The following is an 18276-nucleotide window of genomic DNA, read 5'->3' on the forward strand; positions in this document are numbered from 1 at the left end:
TGCGTCAAGCCTTTTCTGAGAATACAAGGAATTGATCTCCTATCCGTCGCGCAAAAAAAAGAACGCCACCCCAGGGGGGCGGCGTTCTTGGTTGTCACGCTTTCGATAGAAAACCTGGAGGAACGTTAGGCCAGGCGTTTGCACGCCAGGGCCGTCACGCCGGCAAGGGCCAGCATCAACATGGAGCCCGGCTCAGGAACTCTTTCGCCACTTAGTGCGAACACGGCCATGCGATCACCGCCCGTGTTGGTAATGGTCACGGAGGTCAGCGTCTTCGCGGCGTCTGCCGGGGTAAGATCGAAGAGCGACTCGTTGATGCTGATGATCGGGTTCTCTTGATAGAAGATGACGGTGTAGCCCTCTTCACTCTTGTTGGAAGCACGCCCGCCCACGTTGAAGGCCACGTCGGCGTTGGTGTTGAACCAGTCGGTGCCGATGCCAGTACCCGAATCGACGAAGTAGTCGGAGGTTGACGCGTCTTCGAACCCGAGGGTTACGGTTGCGGTCTTGGCGCCGAACCCGGATGCGCCATAGAGAGCGATCGAGCTGAACTGGCCGGGCTCGGCCAGAGTCAGCGTGCCCGAGGTGCCACCGTCGAGACCGATGACGTTGTTCTGATCGAAGGGCTGGAACTCAAAGGTCCCGTTGCCGGTCAGACTGCTGTGCGTTCCGGCGACGAGCCCCTGGACCTGCGTGTCGGGAACGCCTTGAGCGCCGTCCCACACCGTGAAGAGGCCCTCCTCGACCCAGGTTTGGTTCTCGGCTTGGCCGAATCCTCCGTCCATCGTTCCGGTGACCGATGTGTTGTAGGGCGCGGACCCTACTTCGATCACCATGTCATGGTTCCAGCCGGTCGCCGCGAGCGGAGTGACCGCGGCATTGGCGGAGTTGCTCGCGGCGGCGATCGCGCACGCGAGAGTAGCAAAAACCCAAAAGTCCCTCATTAGATCTTCCTCACATTGCAAGTACGTCAACAGAGCAGAAAAACACAGAAAAGCAAAACAGCGAAGAGACAGTCCCTCCCAGTTATGTAGATACCGCCGCCCGCGCTTTGGTTACAAAAAAAACGCAGAAAATTGCGGTTTTCCCGGAAAGCTCGCACACTGCACACATTCCGCCGAGTCGGCCGGTGCCTGAGTTAGTCGTCGACTTCCTGTGGCGGCGGTCCGCCGCAACGGTTCAAGAGAATCCCACCCCCGGTGCAACGGCCGTCCCACGGGGTACGGAGCATGCGTTGTGCGTCGGTATTCAGGCGGAGCCTTATTACAGGAGTTCGAGAGGCGATGGGCTCGCTCCATCCTCAGCTCGCAAACAGCGCCGTCTCACCAGGAGGCGATTGCCCCAGGTGCTCGTAACCCTTGGTGGTGAGTTTGCGGCCGCGGGGGGTGCGGACCACGAGTTCGGTCCGCAGCAGGAAGGGTTCCACTTCGTCGGTCAGCGTGTCGCACGCCGTGTTCAGCGTGTGGGCTACTGCTTCGACGCCCACTGGGCCGCCGTGGAACACGCGGAGGATGGTCTCCAGGTACTTGCGATCCTGCGGGTCGAGCCCCAGTTGGTCGACGCCCAGCATGTCGAGCGCCGCGGTGGCGATCTCGCCAGTCATGTCGCCGTCGGCTCGGCTCGTGGCGTAATCGCGCACCCACCGCAAGCGGTTGTTGGCGATGCGGGGCGTGCCGCGGCTGGCGCGGGCGATCTGCTGGGCTGCGTGGTCGTCCAGCACGGTGCGAAGCTTCGTCGCGTTGCGGTGGACGATCTCCATCAGTTCATCGAGGGAGTAGAAGTCGAGGTGCTCGCGAATCTGAAACCGGTCCCGCAGCGGTGCCGACAGCAAGCCGGTGCGAGTTGTGGCGCCAATCAGAGTGAACGGACGCAGGTTCATGTTCACCGTGCGGGCGTTGACCCCTTCGCCCAGCGTGATGTCGATGCGGAAGTCTTCCATCGCCGGGTACATGAACTCTTCCACGGCCTTGGGCAGGCGATGGATCTCGTCGATGAACAGCACCGATCCTTCTTCGGCGTTGGTGAGGTACGGCAGCAGGTCCTTCGGCGCGGCGAGCGCCGCGCCGCTGGCGATCTGCAGGCTCACCCCCAGGTCGCGGGGAATGCAGGTGGCGAAGGTGGTTTTGCCGAGTCCCGGTGGGCCGTCCAGCAGGATGTGCCCGAGCGGTTCGCCCCGCTTGGAGGCCGCATCGACGGCGATGCGGAGCCGCTCGGCCACCTGCCGTTGGCCAACCATCTCGTTCATGTGCTTGGGCCGCAGCGCAATGTCGTCCTCGCTGTTGCGTTCTGGCTGCACCGAGCCGAGCGTGCTTTCGGATTCGTCCTCGGGCCAGGAGTCGTCGGACGAAAGGATGGTTTCGCGGGGCATGGCAGCATAGGGGGCAAAAGTACAGGCGGTCCAGTTGTCCGATCATACCAAATCGCCCCACCAATGCGGAATGCGGATCGGCCAGAAGCGAGTGTGCCGGCGGTTTTCCTCGGCCCAGTCGTGCTATACTCGCTGTTTTCCGATCTGTGAACCGATTCTTCGACCCCGCTTGTCATGCAACTGCAGACCTACTTGCGTTCCCGTACCCGCCAGCCAGAGTTTCTTGGCCGCATGATGCTGATCATCCTGGCGGTAGGGCTGTTGCTGGCGTTTGTGGTGCAAGCATCCGAACCGAACTCGGAGGAGGGCGGGGCGTTGCTACGGGTGTCCGATCAGCAAGGCGCCATCTACGACAAGCTCACGCAGCTTTCGCAAAACCGCCAGTGGGTTGAGTACTGGTGGACGATTCCCCGCTACATGTGGCACTCTATCGTGCCAGGGCCGGCGCTGCTTGCGGGCCTGACCGGAATCTGCTGGTTTGTCTTCATCGTTCAGGCGGGTCAGCCGCATCGCCAGGGTGGAATTCGCTGGCCGCTGGCCGCCGTGGCGGTGGTGCTGGGGGTGCTTAGTATCTGGCCAACCTTGTTTGCCGTGGACTGGCAGAGGATCGAGTGGAACCTGGTGATGACGGATGACCTTCGCGGGGGACTCCGGTTCTTTATCCTGGGGGTCGGGCTGCGCGAGGAACTCTCGAAGTTGCTGTTGTTCCTGCCGCTGGTGCCTTGGATTATTCGTCGCGGCAGCGAGCGCGAAGCACTACTCGTGGCGGCCTGCGTGGGGCTGGGCTTTGCCATGGAAGAAAACATCGGCTACTTCTTGCGGGGTGAAGATGCTTCCGGCCGATTTTTGACCGCTAACTTCTTCCACATGGCGACCACTGGGTTGTGTGGATTGGCCGTGTGTCGGGCGATCTGGAACCCTCGCCAGCGATTGGGCGAAGCGATCGCCATCGTGCTGCTGATGATCGTCGGTCATGGCTTGTACGACGCCGTGATCGTGCTGCCGAGCCTGCAAATGTACGGCATCTTCAGCTTCCTCTTGATCGTGGGGCTAGCCTACTGGTTCTTTCACGAACTCCGCACCTGGTGGCAGTCGCCCGGTGAGACCATCAGCTTGACCGCCACGTTCCTGGCATCGGTATCGATCATCGTGGCCGCGACACTCGTCTACCTGTCTTCGCTGGTAGGGCTGCAACAGGCTGCACAGTTGGTGATCTTGCCGACCCTGGCACTCGGCTTGACGGTCTACATGTTCCTGCGCGAAATGCCCGAGTCGATCATCGACGTGTAGAGAGTGGGCTGTGCTAGTTCGCCTGCAGCACGTGGGACGAATCGTCCAACTGCTGGGTGTCCGAATTGTGGAACGAATGGCTGCGTTCGACACGGTTCAGGAACTTGTCGAGTGCCGTGTAGTAGTCGGGCGGCAACGGTTCGTTGTGCCGACCGCTCGGAATCTCGAAGAACTGCTTCAGGTAGCCCGGCGCGCGGTCGGTCAACTGTCGGGCGAGTGCCACGGGCACCACTTCGTCGGTGGTGCGATGGCTTTGGAACACGGGGCCCTCGTACCGTTGGATTCGCTCCAGCGAATCGTAGCGATCACGCATCAGGGTCTTTACGGGCAGCCACGGATAATTGTAGCTCGCGGCGTCGACCATTCTGGGGAACGTGGCGTGCAGCACCACGGCCTTGGCCGAACGTTCGGCAGCGATTGCTACGCTTATACCGCCACCCAGCGAACGACCCATCAGGATCACGTCGTCGGCTGCCATGCCGGTTCGCTTGAGCAACCACTCGTGCGCTGCCAGTCCGTCGGCAATCAAACCCTTTTCGGTCGGACGACCTTTGCTCTTGCCGTAGCCACGATAGTCGTACACGAACACCGTGGCGTCGAGCATCGACTGCAGCCGCAACAGCTGGTTCACCTGGTTGCCCACGTGCTCGTTATTGCCGTGCGAGTAAAGGATGACGTGCTTGGGCTCGGGGTGCGGTACGAACCAACCATGCAGCTCGGTACCATCGGCCGAAGGGAAGAAGACGTCTTCGTTCTCAATCCACTTCGGCGACCAATCGCCTGTGGAGGTCGAAGGAGACGGGTACACAAGTAGACGCTCGACGGCGCGAATCGGATTCAATGACAGGTGAGGCATGTTGGCCAGAAATGGGCCTGGGGGTGGGGAGGGCAGGTGTGCGGCTACCACACCTTCTATCGGAGGCAGGTGCCACAACACATCAGACTAGCTCATGGAGCCATTGGTGTCGATCGGGTAATCTGCGGGGATTTTGAGGGCGGCGGGAGCGGACATCCGCACGCGACACCTTTTTGCAGCCCTTTTTTCGACTTGCCGCCGACCGTTGGCTCGCCGAGCTGGCAAGTTAGAAATCCAAAAACTCGCGGAGCTTCGGGTAGTAATCGTCCGGCTGAGGTGTGTTGTGCAGACCGTCGGGAACATCGTACCACAGCTTGCGATCGGACTTCACCGACTTGAACAAAAGCTGAGCCTGACTGTAGGGAATCACTTCGTCGCTGGTGCCGTGACTTTGCAGTACCGGGCCATCGTAATCGGCCAGGCGGGCGACCGAATCGTAACGGTTGCGCATCACCAGCCGCACCGGCAGCCACGGATAGTGCACGGCCGCTGTATCGACCATGCAGGCAAACGTGCTTTGCAGCACCACGGCTTTCGCGCCGAGCTTGGCAGCCGCGGCTGCCGCCACACCGCCGCCCAGCGAACGCCCCATGAGCACGATCTCATCGGGTTCCACGCCCGCCTGCTCGGCAAGATGCTTTTGAGCCGCGATGCCATCGGCCACGACGCCCGCCTCGTGGGGCTTGCCCACGCTGTTGCCATAGCCGCGGTAGTCGAACACCATCACCGTGGCATCGAGCTCGTCACGCAGCCGCGACATCAGACGCACATTGTGAGCGACCAACTCGCCATTGCCGTGGCAGTACAGCACGATGTGCTGGGGGCTGGGGTGCTCGAACAACCAGCCATGCAGCCGAGTGCCGTCGGCTGAGTCGAACCAGACGTCCTGGTGATTGAATCCCTCGGGTTGCCAGTTCCCCGTTGATAGCTGCGGGGCAGGGTAAACGAGCCAGGTTTCCAGAAAGGTCATAATCAGCACCACAATCAGATAGGCCATCAGCAGCGGCCTTACAACACGCCAGGTTCGCCCAAGCATAGCGTACATAGTGGCTTCCTGAGTAGTGATATGTCCAGTGGACGATAGCAGTTGCTACTGCCAGCCGCACTAGCAAATGTCGGCCCCGGCATAGTAATTGTAGAGTTGCCCGTACAGATTCTCGCCAATGCTTGCACGACGATTCAGCGAGCCATCTTGGCCAGCAGTCCGCCCCCTACCATGAGGGCGATCACGGCAAGACGTACCAAGCCGACGTAACGGCGGGCCTTGGACGAACCGGTTTCGTCCACGACGTTGCCACTGCCGTCTTCCACGGTATCGATCGTGATGCCGCAGCCCGGGCACTTGCCGCCTGCTTTGAAGTTCGAGACGACCCAGGTGTGGTTGCACGACCCGCAAGTCATCGTTTGCACTAATTGCTCCTCTGGAACGTTCGCAGACGTGGGATAGGTGGGCGAAGACGATTGGGGCGCATTGAATCCCGGTGGCTGGAATCCGATGTCGTTGTCATTGGTGTGCGATGGCGAGGCGGTGGGAGCAGATGCCAAACGCTCATTAAGCCGCCGCTCGCGTTCCAGGCTGGCTTGCTCCAAGCGTCGCTGGTTCTCTCGGGCGCTAGCCAGTGCATCGTTCTGCGGCTGTCCCATTCCGGAGTTAGAGTGGGACCCCCCGGTGTTTGATCCGCCGAAGTGGGAGCTACCCATGTTCGAGTTACCCATGTTCGAGTTACCGAGCCCAGGGTTCATGCGGCCCCGGATGGCGTCTTGGGTGTTGTTGAAATTGTTGCCACCAGCCGAAGCAACTTGCGGCGCTGCCGGAGCGGTGGGTTGGCTTTGTTTGGCAACCTGGTCCAGCACATGTTCGCTCACCCAGATCTGATCTTCCGTCGAGAAATCCAAGATCGGTACCCGCCATTCTCGATTCTGGAAGAAGAGCACGATCTTGTCGCCTTCGAGTCCCCGATACTCGGCCTCGATGGTCTTGCCACGCACGTCGGTCCAGCTTCGTATCTCGCCCGAGCCTGGGATCACTCCGCTCTCCAGTCCGCGACCGCGAGAAACCCCGCCTGTTGGTCTGTTGGAGAGTCCGCCAATCGCAGGACTGCCAATATTGGGACTGCCTGCAGTGGGGCTATCGGTGCCATACACGGTCGCCAGCAGTTCGCGGTCGGCGTCGCTGAGCCCTTCGAGTGTTAGCTCGACCTGCTCGTTCAGGTCGCGATCGCTCAGCGTGATCTCGTCGCCTTCGATTTCCGACAGCTTGGCGCGGCGCGTGCTGCCATCGATCATGGTCCACTCGCGCCAGCGATTCAACTCGCGGACGTCCTTGATCCACTCCTTGTCGGCGTCGCTCAAACGACTGATCGGCGCGCGGACGATGTTGCCGTCCTGGTCGAGGATGGCCGTCGACCCGGAGACACGTAGCAGCTTGGCGTCGATTGTCTCCCCTTTGTCGTTGGTCCATTTACGGACCGGGTAGTCGTCGGCTTCTGCGGCGACTGGCAGGCCAACAGCGCAGCAAGCCATCAGGAGCAGAATGGATAAAAGACGCATGTCGTACCTTCCTCCCCGAAAGGCTACTCTCGACTCGAGAGGCGGATGATTGCAGAACCTGACTTGCCGCACCGACTGTTCTATTATCCTAGCAAAGCCGAGGTCCACTTTCACCTTTCGAGGGAGGCAAAATCGGAAAAAGCACGAAGGAATCTCGGGTAGTGGTTTACTGCTAAGCACCGCGGTTTTCGTACACGCCGCGTAGCAGGTCTTCCACGTCCTTGTACTTCTTCTTGCGGCCCATGGCCTCGTCCAGCAGTCGCCGGGCGTCTGCTTCGCTGTGCCCCAGGGCGCGGAGCGTCTCGAACGCCTCGCCGGCCAGATCGCGTTCCCGGGGGGCCACGTCGGGTGCGTCGCGGCCAATCAAAAGAGCGAACTTAGGTACTTTGCGGCGGAGTTTGGCGATTACCCGCTCGGCCGTGGCCGGACCGATGCCGGGCAGCGCTGCCAGGCCCTTGGCGTCCTGGTCTTCGATTAATGCGGCTACCTCCTGCACGGGGCGAACCATGGCCCTTAGCGCTTTCTTCACACCTACTCCGTCCACCTGGCAGAACAGCTCGAAGAACTCCCGTTCGATGCCGGAAGTGAACCCGACCATCCGCGGTGTCATCCGCCCCCGCGTGGGATCGCCTTCCATGTATTCGATGGTGTGCAGCGAGGTGTCCTTGCCAATCGTGTCCTGCAGCTTGCGGCGGGTGAACTCGGGGATAAGCACTTCATGCTCGTAGGGACCCACCGCCAAGGTGAGCGCGTCGCCAGCCAGGGAAACCAATCGTCCAGTGATTTTGGTGATCATTCGAAGGGGAGGGGGGAGGATTCAGGGGTCGGGGATCAGGGATGCTATAAGTTGCGGAGAGGATTCAACAGCCGGACCGCCACGCGGTCCGCAAGGAGCCAAGTGGACTACTTGGGTTGATTTGGTCGTCCTCCAAAGGGAAGCAATCGCACGCGCACATTGGAAGTGGTCACCGATACCGCAGCCCCTGTTTCAAGCTCATCGCTTGCAACTGTAAGAACTTTCAGAATGGTGATAGCTGCTTCAGGTCCCTTTAGACCTTCGATACGAATGCGAATAACCGACGGAGCTTGAGCGGATCGTTCTGCCAACAAACTGTGAAAGTCCGCGTCCAGCGTCACCACCACTCGATCCGACTCAACAGCAAAGTCAAGGATTTGCTCATCAGTGGCAGTCGACATTCCCAATTCGCCGACGTGTATTGCATCGAAGCCCGCTGTTTCCAGATGCCATTTGGCGCTTCTGGGCAGCCCTTGATCGAGTAGAAGCTTCATCACTTAATTCAATTCTACGACGCGATCGTCGAGGTTGGCCGCAGCAAAGGCTAGCGCCTGCCGAATGTCTTCCTCTTCGAGTTCCGGGTACTCCTTGGCAAGTTCGGCGCGATCGGGATACAAAGCCACTGCTTCCAGCACCCGCCGCACGGTCAGTCGCATGCCGCGAATACAGGGTTGGCCAGACATCACGTCTGGATTGATGGTGATTCGATCAAAAGCGTCCATACGTCCCTCGCACTATCCGGGGAGGCTAACAATGTTTGTGACTTGAATTGTATTCCCATCTGTCGTTGGGGACAGCACCTACTCTCTATCAGCCACTACTTACTACTCTCCACCGACAACCGGCAATCCAAGAACCAATGCGTCATCGCAATTGCCAGCGCATCGGCCACGTCGGCTGGTTCGGGCGGCGCGGGGAGGCCCAACTCGCGGGCGATTGCTTGTTGCATCTGCGTCTTCGGCGCGCGGCCGTTTCCGGTGAGCGTCTTCTTGATTTGCGTGGCCGCGTAGTGTTTTACCGATAGCCCGCCAAGCTGCCCGGCGAGGATGATCGCCCCCCGGGCGTGGCCCATCAGGATGGCGGTCTTCGGCCGATCGTAGTGCGAGTAGAGTTCCTCGATGGCCATCACCTCGGGCGCGTGGGTCTCGATCACCTCGGCCACGCCCTGATGCACTTCAGCTACCCGCTCGGCCAGCGTGCGATTGGACGAACTACCCCCTCGCACGACACCGGCCTCGACCAGCCGCACCCGCCGGCCGGCGGTTTCGATCACCCCGTAACCGGTGATATTGAGGCCAGGATCGATGCCGAGAATTTTCATAAAGCTGTAGCCGGATTCGCAAGAATTCGGAGATGTCGTGGTCAATCGTCGGCGTCAAATTCGTCTGGGTCAACCAGGATCGCAACTGCCGGTTCGAATTCTTCGACTTGGAGGATTCGAACTCCGGAACTAGTGATCTCCGCTTTGCATTCAATTGGCGTGTACGAACTAACGTATTCGGAGCTGAAGTAAATATCTGCTTGCAGTAATCCCTCCCGCTTGCCCTGTAGCCAGTCCGCGATGGATGGGTTCTCGTGCGAGAAGTTTTTCAAATCTAGCCGCTCGCCGGGGCCCAGCTTCCGTTTCTCAAACAAGTTCGATTCTTCCAGCATCCTCATTGCCGCTTCGTGGTCGCCTTGCTTGATGGCGTGTTGCAGTCGCTCAGCCACCACTTGTGGCTGGCTGCGAACGTAGCAAAATGCCGCCACGGCTGCCACTACGGTGATGACTCCCAGCAGGACTTTGAGCGAGAAGCGTGGCATGCCGTGAGGAATGGGTTAGACAGGTCCGAATTCTTGCGAATCCGGCTACGTTGATTGGCTATCCCCGCGTCCACTCGGTGCCGCCGGCGCGGTCTTCCAGCACGACGCCCAGGTCCTTCAAGCGGTCGCGGATTGCGTCGCCGGTGGCAAAGTCCTTGTTGGCCCGCGAGGTCTGCCGCAGTTCGATGAGCATCATCATCACGCCGTCGAGCGAGCCATCGTTGCCGCCGGACCACTCGGTGCCGCCGGCGCGGTCCTCGAGCACTATGCCGGTCGGAGCCAGCCCATCGCGGATGGCATCGGCCGTGGCGAAGTTCTTGGCCTGGCGGGCGTCGGCGCGAAGGTCGATCACCAGTTGCATCACCTGGCCCAGTAGCTCGTCCGAGCCACCGGCTGCCGCCGGGGGCTGGAGGAACAGTCCGAGGGTGTTCGAGAGCTCTTTGATGGTTTCCATCAGCAGATCGAGCACGGCATTGCTGGCGGCATCGCCGGCCCCCTTGCCCTCGAGGTCGGCTTCGTCGCAGTACTTGTTGGTGAGGCTCGCCAGTTCGAAAAGCTCGGCGATCGCGCCGCCGGTGTTGAAGTCGTCGTCCATCGAGGCGAGGAACTTCTTCTTTGCCTCGGCGGCGGCTGTGAGCGTGGGGTCGTTGCCCTGATCGATGGACGGCGCGCCACGCTTGGTTGGTGCGGTCAACGAGTAGAACTCGGCGCCCGTGATCCGCTTGTAACGTTTGAACAACCGGTAGAAGGACTCGAGTCCTTTGGCCGCTTCCTCGATGGCCGGCTCGCTGAACAACACCGTGCTGCGGTAGTGCGTCCGCAACAGGAAGAAGCGAATCCGCTCGCCACCTTGGCGGTCGATTAACTCGTGCAGTCCGCCTGCACCGGCGCTGCGGCTCATCTTGCCCCCGATCTTGCCGGCGGAGTTGTCCTTGCGCAACAGTCCGTTATGTGCCCAGTACTTGACCATCGGTTTGTGGTGGCAGCATTCGCTTTGGGCGATTTCGTTTTCGTGATGCGGGAACACCAGGTCGAGGCCGCCGCCGTGGATGTCGAAGGTCTCGCCCAGGATCTTCTTGCTCATGGCCGAGCACTCGATGTGCCAGCCGGGTCGGCCTTTGCCCCAGGGGCTGTCCCAGCTCGGCTCGTCCGGCTTGGCTGACTTCCACAAGGCGAAGTCGGCTGTGTTCTTTTTGCGATCGGCGGTGCCGCCACCCTCGCCCTGCATGGCGTCGAGCGAGCGGTTCGATAGCTTGCCGTACTCGCCGTCCTTGCCGACATCGAAGTACACGTCGCCCTCCGACGCATAGGCATAGCCCTGGTCTACGAGCGACTCGATGAACTCGATGATGTCGCCCATGCATTCGGTGGCCCGGGGGAACTGGTCGATTTGATCGACGCCCAACGCCGCGAGGTTCTTGTTGTAGTCGGCGATGTTCTCTTCGGCCACTTCCAGCATGGTGAGGCCACGCTCGTTGGCTTTGTGGATCAGCTTGTCGTCCACGTCGGTGATGTTCACCACCCAGGTCACATCGTACCCGCAGTACACCAGGTACCGCTTGATGCAATCGAATATCACCGGGCCGACCATGTGGCCGATGTGGGCCTCGGCGTACACCGTGGGGCCGCACAAGTAGATGCCCACCTTGCCGGGCAGCACCGGTTCGAAGGGGGTCTTCTTCTTGGTCAGCGTGTTATAAATCTGCAGCGAAGGATGGGCGGCAGTGCTAGCAGCGGTCATGGCTTGCGTGGCTGTGGACATAAGGCGAGGTGCGGGTTCGACAGATAGGACTCCATTCGGCGATCGAGGATCGCGCCCGTTAGGTTAAAGCCTTCCGGTGGTGTAGGGAAAGCCCAACCGGCCTGTGAGAGCTCGTGCAAGTCGGCTTGCAACGTGCTAATGAGGCTGCATTGATCGCTCGACGAGCACCACGGCGCGGGCTTCGATCGACTCGCCGCGGCCCACGGGGCCCACTTCTTCGCCCGTTTTGGCTTTGATGCCGATATCCAGGGGATTGGCCCCCAGTAGGCCGGCGATGCGGTGCCGCATGGCGTCCTTGTAGGGGCTGAGCTTCGGTGCCTGGGCGGCCACCACGCAGTCGGCATTCACCAGAGAGAACCCGGCCTCGCGGACCTTGGCGTAGGCCGCGGTAAGGAAGTCGGCCGAGTTGCGACCGCGGTTTTCCTCAGCCGTATTGGGGAACAGCTGCCCGATGTCCGGCAGGCCGGCCGCTCCCAGCAGCGCGTCGGTCAGGGCGTGCAGCAGCACGTCGGCGTCGCTGTGCCCCACCAGATGGTGGTCGTGCGGGATTTCGATGCCGCCCAGCACCAGGGGGCCACCCGCTGCCGTGCGGTGCGTGTCTTCACCCAGACCAATTCGGAACACGGTGGATTCGGGGGCAGGATTCGGGGGGCGGGGATTCCAAAGCGTAGCTTTGCACACTCAATCTGCGACTAGAATGGCAAGTATGGCTCGGAGACGCAACTTGCAATGGCGCTTCGGTTCCTTGCCCCTAGCCACTGACTCCTGAGCCCTCGCCTTCGTACGCGGCCACCTCCACGGTAACCACCGAGGCTTCCAGCTCAGCGGTGTCGAGTTCCACCTCGACTTGCACCCCATTGTGCAGGGTCTGCGTTACCTTGGCTACGGCCGCCGGACCTTCGATCACTTCGGCCTCGACCTCGGGCAGGGTCGGAAAGGGGGGGCAGAAGCCCACATGCAGGGTGGTCCGCCGCTGACCGGCGGCCAATTCGCCACGCAGCGTGGCGTGCACGTATTCGCGGCCATCGGCGTCGCGCACCCTCACAATGTGCTGCAGAACGATCTCGCCGTCTTCGCCTGGTTTCCCCGCGCCCAATGGTTCATCGCCCTCGGGTTCCTGGCCCAGGTGGCCTTCGCCCAGTTGTTCAAGCTCGTTCTCAGCGATCTCGGCCGTGGGCTCCAGGGCCTGGGGGGTCATCGATCCGCCCGGCGGTACCGGGGCATTGGCCACCGAAGAGTCCCCCGGGCGAAGCAAATGCATGAGCCACCAATCCGAGGCAATGGCCGCTGACCAGATGACCCAGGCCCCGGGTTGCGAACCAGGCCACGAGCAGACCACTGCCCAGAACAGCAGGACGGCGGTGGGCACCCAGGGAAAAATCGCCCCGGCGGCGGCCCTGCGAATGGCGTAAACCAACAGCAGGAGTACCGCCGCCGTGGCAAGGGTGGACCACAAGCTGAGCGGCTCGGCTTTAGCGAGCATTATGCGACGAACGGCCAATACCAGACCGAACGCGACGACAAGGCCAAGGGCAACGTGCGTAGCGGCCGCCATCGGGCGAACCAGCGGACGCACAGCCGATTGGCCAGCAAATTGTTGCTGGGCAACGTTCATTGAGTGGGCAGCTCTTTTAAGGTTGGCCAAGGCGCAAAACCAGCTGGCAGCAACTTGCGAGCAAGTCCTGCGTGCCGCACTCCGCTCAACCAGACTACAATGTCGCAGCCCGGCCATCCGATTTCAACCTTTTTCCCGGTTTTCGGGAAAATTCAGTTGAATCGAGGCCAGCATCAGGTGGCCGCCGTGGCAGCCTCGGCCGCTTCGGCCAGGGTCTTTGCCAGGTCGGTCTTCTCCCAGGAGAATTCCGGTTCGCTGCGACCGAAGTGCCCACCAGCAGCCGTCTTACGGAAAATCGGGCGACGCAGATCCAGGTGCTTGATGATGCCGCTGGGCGTGAGCGGGAAGTGCTCCCGCACCAGATCGCAGATCACCGAGTCGTCAATTCGTCCGGTGCCTTCGGTGTCGACATACACGCTCACAGGCTCCGAAACGCCAATGGCGTAGGCCAACTGCACTTCGCAGCGATCGGCCAGGCCCGAGGCCACGATGTTCTTTGCCACATAGCGGGCCATGTAGGCGGCCGAGCGGTCGACCTTCGTGGGGTCTTTTCCGCTAAATGCACCACCGCCGTGCCGGCCCCAACCGCCGTAGGTGTCGACGATGATCTTGCGACCCGTCAGACCGCAGTCGCCGTGAGGTCCACCCACGACGAACTTGCCCGTGGGATTGATGTGATAGGTAATGTCGTCGTTGGCCCAATCTTCCAGAGCCGGCTTGATCACCTCGTTGATGATCTCCTGCTTCGACTCGTCGTTCATCAGCTTTCCATCGGGCGTCAGCACGCTCTCGTCGTGCTGAGTGCTCACCACGACGGTATCGACCCGCAGCGGAGTGTTTTCATCGTACTCCACGGTGACTTGGCTCTTGCTATCGGGACGCAGCCAGGCCATTTTGCCGCTTTTCCGAGCTTCGGTCAGGCGATTCATGATGCGGTGCGACAGAGCGATCGGCAGCGGCATCAGCTCCTTGGTGTCGTTGCAGGCGTAGCCGAACATCAAGCCCTGGTCGCCGGCGCCCACGTCCTTGCCTTTTTCGTCGTCGCTGTCGACGCCCATCGCGATGTCGGGCGACTGCTCGTCGATGGCCACCATCACGGCGCAGTGATCGGCGCTGATGCCCATCGCGGAGTCGGTGTAGCCGACGTCTTTCACGACTTCGCGGACGATTTTCTGCATATCGACCGAAGCCTCGGTCGTGATCTCGCCGGCAATCACGACCACGCCAGTCGTAACCATGGTCTCGCAGGCAACGCGGCTATTAGGGTCCTGTTCGAACAGGGCGTCCAGTACGCCGTCGGAAATCTGGTCAGCGAGCTTGTCTGGATGGCCCATGCTCACCGCTTCACTGGTGAAAAGATACTTTCCGGATGCCACGAGGGAATCTCCACTAATAAAGTCAACAATTTTCAGAACTTGGTAGCACCACAGTATAAAGGTGCCGGGGAACCACTGGCAAGCCGCGGTACAATAGGTGCAGAAGCCGTTTGGTCCCGAGTAGGGAGTGCCACGCTAGCGTGGTTGGGCTCGGCCCGGCTGGCGACCTGCTCTTTTTGGGCCAACGTTTTGGGCCAACGATGGGGGATCTACATCCATGGGCCCAAAACTCCCACTGTTTTGGTCCCCTCGAGGCGCAAAAACCTCTGGTTTTCTCGACCAAACCACTTGGAGGGTGCGGCAAAACTCCCCGAGTTGTTCCCCGCGTGTGCACCGTGTTGGCCCAAAACCCTCCGTTGGCCCAAAACCCAGATAGTCGCCGCTGGCTCCGCCGAACGAGTGAAGAACCCACCACCGCGCTCTCTTGCGCGAGCAGACCAGAACTCCGAAGTGTATTCCGATTTCAGCGAACACATTGGACGGTCAACTTTCGCGGACGACGTGGTCGTCCGGCTACTCAAGACGGGACCGCGAAGGGCAAGCAAGTGGACTACCTACTCTCCAAGCTCACCCCGCATTATCCCCCACCGAGTGTAAGAAAACTACAAGCAACCTCGTAGGACGGAATTTATTCCGTTGCTGGCCCATCGGTTAACGGCATGAATTCTGTTCAACGGGTCTTCTTACTGCATTCACACCAATTTCGCTGCAATGTGCCGAGCGGCGGTGCAACCGGTTATACTGGGAGGACCATCGCACTTCTGAGTCATGCACTAAAACCGTCTCCCGATGCTCTTCCGCAACCGCAAGCTCCGCCTCGAACCGCTCGAAGACCGCCGCGTGCTCACCAGCGTCGTGGTGACCAACAACCTCGACACGGTGGACGGCGACACCTCGAGCCTCGCGGCCCTCGAACTCACGCCCGGTGACGATGGCATCAGCATTCGCGAAGCGATCGAAGCGGCCAACAACACGCCGGGCGCCGATGAGATCACGTTTGACTTTGGGCATGATGGGCCGGAGGTGATCTTGCTGACCGAGGGGGAGCTGGAGATTTCCGACTCGCTCTCGATCACGGGGGATGGGGCCAATCTACTGAGTTTGGACGCATCGGGCAGCGATCCAACACCCGCATTGGACAATGGTGATGGTAGTCGCGCGTTGCGTATTGGCGATGGCAATCCTGCCGACATCAAGCGGATCACCATAACTGGCGTCCATGTGACCGGCGGGGACCATCCTCATTTGGGCGGAGGTATTTTTACCACCGAGGATCTGCAGTTACGCCAGGTATGGATCGAAGGTAACACGGCCGTCCGAGGTGGCGGCATTGCGTCAAGCTTCGGGAACCCCAACTTTCCTGCCAGGCCTATCGAACTTGAGATAGTCGAAAGCACCATAAGCGGCAATTATGCACGCACGCAAAGCCTCCGCGATCCGGACGGAGGATACGGTGGGGCGATTTTTTCCAATGGCTTCCTCAGCACCCGGCTCCATCAAACGACCATCACCGGAAACATTGCGAGAAGCGGCGCCCTGCATGTGACCGGCGACATTACCATTTCGCGAAGCGTCGTCTACAGTCAAGGCGCAGACACCTTTGCATCGAGTGACGGTATCTGGCGTGGCTCATCCTATTTGCAGCCCGAATTATCCATTGAGATATCGAACTCTATCGTGAGTACCTTCGTCGCGCAGTTAGGAGGACCACTCGATGTGTCCTACAGCTTGATTGGCTATAGTTCAGATCCATGGTCGGACCTCGACGAAGCACCGGTCGGCATGCCCGACGCCAACGGCAACCTGGTTGGCGGCATTGTTCATGGCCCGATCGACCCCCAGCTCGGCCCGCTGGCCGATCACGGTGGACCGACCATGACGCGCGCCCTCCTCCCCGGTAGTCCGGCCCTCGATGCAGGTGACCCAAGCATTGCGTACGATCCGATGGAGTATGACCAGCGAGGCGCACCCTTTGCCCGCGTCGCCAACGGTGGCGATGGCCTCCGCATTGACATGGGCGCGTACGAGTCGCAAGGCGTGCCTGACTATCCCGTGGGCGACTACAACCATGATGGCATTGCGAATCTGGCCGACTATGTCGTATGGCGAAACCATCTGGGCAGCACGATGAACCTGGCGGCCGATGGTAGTGGTAACCAAGTGATCGACGCGGCCGACTACACGGTGTGGCGCGAGCACTTTGGCAACACACAGATTCCGCTGATAACGGTAGAAACGCCGACCGAGGCTGCGTTTGCGTTGTTCCTGTCGCCAACCGATGAAAGTGATACCGGTCCGCCCGCGGCGACGCCCAGCGAGGGGGCTGCCGAGGCGCGCTCCGACAGCGCATTGCTGCTACTGCGCAATCCATGGCGGCCTTCTCAGCGACGTGCAGACTCAAACCGTCTTGATTCGCAGCAGTCGGAATCGAAGGATTTGGAACGAGACGCCGCGGCAATCGATCAGTCTTTCGAAGTGCTGCCGATCTTGCGCTGAATCTTGCTGATCAGGTTGGCGCACTGCATCAGGAAGATGGAAAACGTGCGGTCGCCGCGCAGGTCTTCGTGCGTCAGGTTCGAGAGCGCCCGCAGTTTGATCTCGGTCACATCGTCCAGTAGTTTCTTTAGTTGTTGGACGTCGTCGACGCTCATCTGTTTGCGTTCGATGGCCAGTGTCTGCTCGAGGAATGTATCGAGCCGCTCTTTCTGACGATGCACCTGCTGCTGGTTTTCCTTCTCCTTGAGCCGCCGCCAGCGATCCCACGCCAGATAGACCGCCGCGCCCAGGGCGAACAACAGCTCCTTGCCGGCCGCCAGCCCTTCGAGAATGGTATGCATCAGTCCGTACTGGCCGAACGGGTCGTGGTAGCGGCGGGTCACGGGATGGAGGCGCGCCGGCGAGAGGTCGCGGGCCTCTTGCGGCGCGAACATCGTGGAGAAGTGCGACAGCAGGTTGTCTTCGAACAGCGAATCGAGCAGCAGTCGCACCAGCTTGTCGGATGCATCGTCACGCACCACCACCAGTGCCGAGGCGGCCACCGTGGGGATAGGTCGGTCGGGCACCGGCGGCCACATGTTCTGGGGGATCTCGTAAGGATCGAAGTGCCGATATCGCCGAGCGAGCGCCTGGGAGTCGAGCGGCACGAGGCCGAACTGTCCGCTGGAGAGAACGTTTCGCAGGTCGCCATTCTCCACCCCCGAAGTGATGATGGCCGCGTCCAGGGTGTCGTCGGTCAGGAGGTCCGTGAAATGCACTTCCCGCAGCGTCGCGCGATCCACCAGGTTGTAGTGGGTGAGCACATCACGGGCGCTGGGCTGCATGCCCGAGCCCGGCAGGCCGACCGAGATTCGTTTGCCCGCCAGGTCCATCATCGAGGTAACTTGTCCCTCGGCGGCGGACTCGTCGAGCAGTTCCCGGCGTACGACCACGTGTACCACGTCGTGGTGCAGGGGCGTGACGATCGCCAGACCGTTGAGCGACACGGTGCCGCTTTGAATGATGGCCACGTCGATGTCGCCATTTCGCAGTCGCTCGTAGTTTTCCTGCGATCCCGAGGTGGGAACCACTTCGGTGGGGTGACTGGTACGGCGATCGAGCGCCTCGGCGACACTCAGACCTTCCTCGTAGTACAGGCCGCCTTCGACAGCGGTGCCGATGCGAATCACTGGCGGCAACGTGTCGCGCATGAAGAACCAGGTGGCCAGCGACATCACCAGTACCAACGCCATCAACCAGGCGAACCACCTGCGGAGCAGACGCGAGAGAGGTTGGGTCATATTGCATCGATACCAGAAAGGCGAGCGGGCGAGCCGCGGTTTTCCGTCGATTATAGCCTTGGGGGTGCCTGGATGCGCATTTTC

The 18276-nt window shown here is 60.9% G+C and carries 17 protein-coding genes; 2 read left to right on the forward strand and 15 right to left on the reverse strand.

The features are described 5' to 3' along the window. Positions 1–125: 125 nt before the first annotated feature. Entirely contained in the window at positions 126–944 is an 819-nt protein-coding gene (locus NG895_RS23070) for a PEP-CTERM sorting domain-containing protein (RefSeq protein WP_252854903.1), read from the reverse strand. 356 nt (positions 945–1300) lie between these two features. Next, entirely contained in the window at positions 1301–2368 is a 1068-nt protein-coding gene (gene ruvB / locus NG895_RS23075) for a Holliday junction branch migration DNA helicase RuvB (RefSeq protein WP_252854904.1), read from the reverse strand. Positions 2369–2542: 174 nt separating this feature from the next. Between ruvB and NG895_RS23080 the strand changes: the two genes are divergently transcribed. Further along, positions 2543–3658 (forward strand): PrsW family glutamic-type intramembrane protease, encoded by a 1116-nt coding sequence (locus NG895_RS23080; protein ID WP_252854905.1) that lies wholly within the window; start codon positions 2543–2545, stop codon positions 3656–3658. Between the two features lie 13 nt (positions 3659–3671). Here the strand turns inward: NG895_RS23080 and NG895_RS23085 are convergent, their stop codons facing one another. The 12 genes from NG895_RS23085 to metK all read right to left on the reverse strand — a co-directional run bounded on the left by NG895_RS23085 (position 3672) and on the right by metK (position 14416). Then, a complete protein-coding gene (locus NG895_RS23085; RefSeq protein WP_252854906.1) occupies positions 3672–4514 on the reverse strand; it encodes an alpha/beta hydrolase in 843 nt (280 codons plus the stop codon). Positions 4515–4740: 226 nt separating this feature from the next. Beyond that, on the reverse strand, positions 4741–5559 hold the full coding sequence (locus NG895_RS23090; RefSeq protein ID WP_252854907.1) for an alpha/beta hydrolase: 819 nt from the start codon (positions 5557–5559) through the stop codon (positions 4741–4743). A 134-nt stretch (positions 5560–5693) separates the two neighbouring features. After that, positions 5694–7064 (reverse strand): hypothetical protein, encoded by a 1371-nt coding sequence (locus NG895_RS23095; protein WP_252854908.1) that lies wholly within the window; start codon positions 7062–7064, stop codon positions 5694–5696. A gap of 172 nt (positions 7065–7236) precedes the next feature. After that, positions 7237–7860: a Holliday junction branch migration protein RuvA gene (gene ruvA / locus NG895_RS23100; protein ID WP_252854909.1), complete on the reverse strand. Its 624-nt coding sequence runs from the start codon at positions 7858–7860 to the stop codon at positions 7237–7239. 107 nt (positions 7861–7967) lie between these two features. Next, a complete protein-coding gene (locus NG895_RS23105) occupies positions 7968–8354 on the reverse strand; it encodes a DUF5615 family PIN-like protein (protein WP_252854910.1) in 387 nt (128 codons plus the stop codon). Between the two features lie 3 nt (positions 8355–8357). After that, positions 8358–8582 carry a DUF433 domain-containing protein gene (locus NG895_RS23110; RefSeq protein ID WP_252854911.1) on the reverse strand — a complete coding sequence of 75 codons (225 nt, stop codon included), beginning with the start codon at positions 8580–8582 and terminating at the stop codon, positions 8358–8360. A 95-nt stretch (positions 8583–8677) separates the two neighbouring features. Further along, entirely contained in the window at positions 8678–9181 is a 504-nt protein-coding gene (gene ruvC, locus NG895_RS23115) for a crossover junction endodeoxyribonuclease RuvC (RefSeq protein ID WP_252854912.1), read from the reverse strand. A 41-nt stretch (positions 9182–9222) separates the two neighbouring features. Then, complete coding sequence (locus NG895_RS23120) at positions 9223–9663, reverse strand: hypothetical protein (protein ID WP_252854913.1); 441 nt, start codon at positions 9661–9663, stop codon at positions 9223–9225. A gap of 58 nt (positions 9664–9721) precedes the next feature. After that, the gene (gene cysS / locus NG895_RS23125) at positions 9722–11425 is read right to left on the reverse strand and encodes a cysteine--tRNA ligase (RefSeq protein WP_252854914.1); all 1704 of its coding nucleotides are present in this window, start codon (positions 11423–11425) and stop codon (positions 9722–9724) included. Positions 11426–11560: 135 nt separating this feature from the next. Further along, positions 11561–12049 (reverse strand): 2-C-methyl-D-erythritol 2,4-cyclodiphosphate synthase, encoded by a 489-nt coding sequence (ispF, locus tag NG895_RS23130; protein WP_252854915.1) that lies wholly within the window; start codon positions 12047–12049, stop codon positions 11561–11563. 127 nt (positions 12050–12176) lie between these two features. After that, positions 12177–13040, reverse strand: a complete 864-nt coding sequence (locus tag NG895_RS23135) for a hypothetical protein (RefSeq protein ID WP_252854916.1) — start codon at positions 13038–13040, stop codon at positions 12177–12179. Between the two features lie 173 nt (positions 13041–13213). After that, a complete protein-coding gene (metK, locus tag NG895_RS23140) occupies positions 13214–14416 on the reverse strand; it encodes a methionine adenosyltransferase (protein ID WP_252854917.1) in 1203 nt (400 codons plus the stop codon). 789 nt (positions 14417–15205) lie between these two features. Between metK and NG895_RS23145 the strand changes: the two genes are divergently transcribed. Then, entirely contained in the window at positions 15206–16912 is a 1707-nt protein-coding gene (locus NG895_RS23145; protein WP_252854918.1) for a choice-of-anchor Q domain-containing protein, read from the forward strand. On the opposite strand, the gene NG895_RS23150 is transcribed toward NG895_RS23145, so the two are convergent. Further along, positions 16879–18192 (reverse strand): TAXI family TRAP transporter solute-binding subunit, encoded by a 1314-nt coding sequence (locus NG895_RS23150; protein WP_252854919.1) that lies wholly within the window; start codon positions 18190–18192, stop codon positions 16879–16881. The two genes, NG895_RS23145 and NG895_RS23150, sit on opposite strands and share 34 nt — an antisense overlap. Between the last annotated feature and the right edge of the window lie 84 nt (positions 18193–18276).

Source organism: Aeoliella straminimaris (assembly GCF_024054565.1).
In the GTDB taxonomy this organism is placed as follows: Bacteria; Planctomycetota; Planctomycetia; order Pirellulales; family Lacipirellulaceae; genus Aeoliella; species Aeoliella straminimaris.

Bases quoted from the DNA above. Each gene is read 5' to 3' on its own strand.
- NG895_RS23070 (WP_252854903.1), bottom strand. From the start codon at position 944: ATGAGGGACTTTTGGGTTTTTGCTACTCTCGCGTGCGCGATCGCCGCC.
- ruvB (WP_252854904.1), bottom strand. From the start codon at position 2,368: ATGCCCCGCGAAACCATCCTTTCGTCCGACGACTCCTGGCCCGAGGAC.
- NG895_RS23080 (WP_252854905.1), top strand. From the start codon at position 2,543: ATGCAACTGCAGACCTACTTGCGTTCCCGTACCCGCCAGCCAGAGTTT.
- NG895_RS23085 (WP_252854906.1), bottom strand. From the start codon at position 4,514: ATGCCTCACCTGTCATTGAATCCGATTCGCGCCGTCGAGCGTCTACTT.
- NG895_RS23090 (WP_252854907.1), bottom strand. From the start codon at position 5,559: ATGTACGCTATGCTTGGGCGAACCTGGCGTGTTGTAAGGCCGCTGCTG.
- NG895_RS23095 (WP_252854908.1), bottom strand. From the start codon at position 7,064: ATGCGTCTTTTATCCATTCTGCTCCTGATGGCTTGCTGCGCTGTTGGC.
- ruvA (WP_252854909.1), bottom strand. From the start codon at position 7,860: ATGATCACCAAAATCACTGGACGATTGGTTTCCCTGGCTGGCGACGCG.
- NG895_RS23105 (WP_252854910.1), bottom strand. From the start codon at position 8,354: ATGAAGCTTCTACTCGATCAAGGGCTGCCCAGAAGCGCCAAATGGCAT.
- NG895_RS23110 (WP_252854911.1), bottom strand. From the start codon at position 8,582: ATGGACGCTTTTGATCGAATCACCATCAATCCAGACGTGATGTCTGGC.
- ruvC (WP_252854912.1), bottom strand. From the start codon at position 9,181: ATGAAAATTCTCGGCATCGATCCTGGCCTCAATATCACCGGTTACGGG.
- NG895_RS23120 (WP_252854913.1), bottom strand. From the start codon at position 9,663: ATGCCACGCTTCTCGCTCAAAGTCCTGCTGGGAGTCATCACCGTAGTG.
- cysS (WP_252854914.1), bottom strand. From the start codon at position 11,425: ATGTCCACAGCCACGCAAGCCATGACCGCTGCTAGCACTGCCGCCCAT.
- NG895_RS23135 (WP_252854916.1), bottom strand. From the start codon at position 13,040: ATGAACGTTGCCCAGCAACAATTTGCTGGCCAATCGGCTGTGCGTCCG.
- NG895_RS23145 (WP_252854918.1), top strand. From the start codon at position 15,206: ATGCTCTTCCGCAACCGCAAGCTCCGCCTCGAACCGCTCGAAGACCGC.
- NG895_RS23150 (WP_252854919.1), bottom strand. From the start codon at position 18,192: ATGACCCAACCTCTCTCGCGTCTGCTCCGCAGGTGGTTCGCCTGGTTG.